General features: G+C 46.7%; 3 protein-coding genes. All 3 read left to right on the top strand.

Features of this window, described 5'->3' with window-relative positions:
* Positions 1-2478 (top strand): carbamoyl-phosphate synthase large subunit (carB, locus tag B3182_RS12190; protein ID WP_292752919.1); only part of this gene is annotated, 2478 nt, incomplete at its 5' end.
* Positions 2478-2954 carry a transcription elongation factor GreA gene (gene greA / locus B3182_RS12185; protein WP_292353697.1) on the top strand — a complete coding sequence of 159 codons (477 nt, stop codon included), beginning with the start codon at positions 2478-2480 and terminating at the stop codon, positions 2952-2954. The genes carB and greA, both read left to right, overlap by 1 nt.
* A 3-nt stretch (positions 2955-2957) precedes the next feature.
* Positions 2958-3422, top strand: coding sequence for a DUF4149 domain-containing protein (locus B3182_RS12180; protein ID WP_292353698.1), 465 nt, complete (start codon positions 2958-2960; stop codon positions 3420-3422).
* The last annotated feature ends 53 nt before the right edge of the window (positions 3423-3475 follow it).

Here is a 3475-nt window from a genome sequence, read left to right as displayed (position 1 = left end):
ATCACTGTGGCACCTGCCCAGACGCTGACCGATAAAGAATACCAAATCATGCGTAATGCCTCGCTGGCAGTTTTGCGTGAGATTGGCGTGGAAACCGGTGGTTCGAACGTGCAGTTTGCGGTAAATCCGGAAACCGGTCGTTTGATCATTATCGAAATGAATCCACGGGTGTCACGCTCATCGGCTTTGGCTTCGAAAGCCACCGGTTTTCCAATTGCCAAAGTCGCTGCCAAACTGGCAGTGGGTTACACACTGGATGAATTACAGAACGAAATTACCGGCAATGCGACACCAACGTCATTTGAACCGACTATTGATTATGTCGTCACTAAAATTCCACGTTTTACCTTTGAAAAATTCCCGTTGGCGGATAACCGTCTGAGCACTCAGATGAAATCTGTCGGTGAAGTGATGGCCATTGGTCGTAATTTCCAGGAGTCTTTACAGAAAGCATTACGTGGTCTTGAAACAGATCGGGATGGTTTTAACGAAATTCTGGATCTGAAAGCCGAAAATACCGCTGAAGTATTACGCCGTGAATTAAGTTTGCCTGGCTCCGATCGTCTTTGGTACGTAGGTGATGCTTTCCGTTATGGAATGGGCTTTGACGAAGTTCAGCAGCTAACACATATTGATCCGTGGTTCCTGATTCAGATTCAGGAGCTGGTGGAAATTGAAAATCAGCTTAAAGAGCGTTCGTTAAACGATATTGATGAAGCTGAAATGCGCGCGTTGAAGCGCAAAGGTTTCGCTGATTCACGACTGGCAAAATTGTTACACAAAACAGAAAAACAATTTCGCAGCCATCGTCATGCATTGGGAGTTCGTCCGGTGTATAAACGGGTTGATACCTGTGCAGCTGAATTTTCAACCTCTACTGCCTATATGTACTCAACCTATGACGAAGAGTGCGAAGCCAATCCGACTAATCGTGACAAAATCATGATTTTAGGTGGTGGTCCTAACCGTATTGGTCAGGGTATTGAGTTTGATTATTGTTGTGTTCACGCCGCGCTGGCGTTACGCGAAGATGGTTACGAAACCATTATGGTCAACTGTAATCCAGAAACCGTTTCCACCGATTACGACACATCGGATCGACTATATTTTGAGTCACTGACGCTGGAAGACGTACTGGAAATTGTTGCGCTGGAAAAACCTAAAGGCGTGATCGTCCAGTTCGGTGGTCAGACACCATTGAAACTGGCGCGTGCACTTGAAGCTGCCGGTGTGCCAATTATTGGTACTTCGCCGGATGCCATTGACCATGCAGAAGATCGCGAACGGTTCCAGCAAATGGTCGAAAAACTCGGCTTACTGCAACCGCCAAATCGTTTGGCACATTCAGTTGATACCGCTGTGTCACTGGCGGCAGAAATCGGTTATCCATTAGTGGTTCGTCCATCTTATGTATTGGGTGGCCGTGCAATGGAAATCGTTTATAACGAAGAAGAGTTACAACGTTATATGCTGACTGCGGTATCGGTTTCCAATGATTCTCCGGTATTACTGGATCGTTTCCTGGATGACGCCATTGAGGTCGATGTCGATGCAATTTGTGACGGTAAGGAAGTGCTTATCGGCGGCATTATGGAACATATCGAACAGGCGGGTGTTCATTCCGGTGACTCTGCCTGCGCCTTACCCCCTTACAGTCTGAGTCAGGAAGTCATGGATCAGTTACGGGTACAGGTGAAACAGATGGCACTTGAACTGGGCGTAGTGGGACTTATGAATACCCAGTTTGCCATTCAGGGTGACCGTATATTTATTCTGGAAGTGAACCCACGCGCATCACGTACCGTGCCATATGTATCTAAATCGATTGGTGTACCGCTGGCTAAAGTTGCTGCACGCTGTATGGCCGGTATGAGCCTGGCAGAGCAGGGTGTAACTAAAGAAGTGATTCCGTCTTACTATTCGGTTAAAGAAGCGGTGTTCCCATTCATCAAGTTCCAGGGTGTGGATCCGATTCTTGGACCGGAAATGAAATCCACTGGTGAAGTAATGGGCGTGGGCCGTACTTTCGGTGAGGCTTTTGCCAAATCCCAGTTAGCGGCATCGGTGAGTCTGCCGGTTGGAGGTAAAGCCTTTATTTCAGTGCGTGATGCCGACAAACAATCGGTTATCAAGATTGCCAAAGATTTGTTAGGCTTGGGTTTCTCGTTGCTGGCCACGCGAGGCACACAACAAACGCTGATGGAGGCCGATGTGCCCTGTGAGCGAGTTAAAAAAGTCGCAGAAGGTCAGCCGCATATTGTGGATATGATTAAAAACGATGAAATTGCCCTGATTGTGAATACAACAGAAGGTCGTCAGGCCGTTGCGGATTCAAGAGAAATACGCCGCGCTGCATTGCAACATCAGGTGAACTACACCACAACATTAGCCGCTGCTCGTGCCACAATTCTGGCCCTGCATTGCGAAGACAGTGTCTCGGTGAATCGTTTACAGTCATTACATGGAGAATTGAATTAATGGCCGTACCAATAACAGAACGCGGTGCTCAGGCACTGAAAACTGAATTACATGAACTGAAAACCGTTAAACGTCCAGCCGTGGTGGATGCGATTTCTGAAGCCCGTGCGCATGGCGATTTAAAAGAAAATGCTGAATACCATGCAGCCCGTGAACAGCAAAGTTTTATTGAGGGCCGTATTCAGGAACTTGAATCGACTTTGGCTGATTGTCAGATAATTGATCCCACTTCGTTGCCTAAAGATGGCCGTGTTGTGTTTGGTGTTACGGTCGATTTGCTGAATATCGATACTGATGAAGAAAAGCAGTATCAGATCGTGGGCGATTATGAATCCGATATTAAATTGAACCGTATCTCAATTTCTTCACCTATTGCACGGGCATTGATCGGCAAGGAAATTGACGATGTAGCAACTGTCCAGGCGCCGGGTGGTGCAATCGAATATGAAATTACCGGCATTCATTATCTGGGCTAACGGTTGAATCGTTCTGAAACTATTGGCGAACGCTTATTACTGACACTGTGGGTAGGCGCTTTATGGTCAGTCGGTTATCTTGCTGTTCCGCTGGCTTTTATCAGCCTTGAGACATTGGTGGCCGCAGATTATGCGGCCAAACTGTTTTTTGCAGTGAATGTTATTGGCATAATCAGTGGTACGCTGATTCTTCTGGGCAAAATAATTATTCAGCGTGGCCGGGCAATACATTCCTGGCGTTTCTGGATTTTGATGGCCATGTTGGTGATTACCTTGATATTCAGCATGTATATACAGCCTGAGATGGCCAGCATAAAAACGGTCGATAACTGGCGTCTAGAGACCAATCTCGCCGAGCGCTTTGAATGGTTACATATGCTGAGTCAGAACCTGTATCTGATGTTGAGTATTGCCGGATTATTGTTAGTACTGAGTACTGACAAAATCCACGTGGCAGAGAAGAGCTGAAATGGCACGCAGTAAATCCAGCACAAATTGGCTGAAAGAACATTTTGACGATC

The organism is Methylophaga sp. UBA4204 (assembly GCF_002379485.1).
Classification (GTDB): Bacteria; Pseudomonadota; Gammaproteobacteria; order Nitrosococcales; family Methylophagaceae; genus Methylophaga.
This window is presented reverse-complemented; position numbering and strand designations above follow the sequence as displayed.

What these genes read in the sequence shown, in the direction of transcription:
- greA (WP_292353697.1), top strand. Translation starts at nt 2,478, where the DNA reads ATGGCCGTACCAATAACAGAACGCGGTGCTCAGGCACTGAAAACTGAA.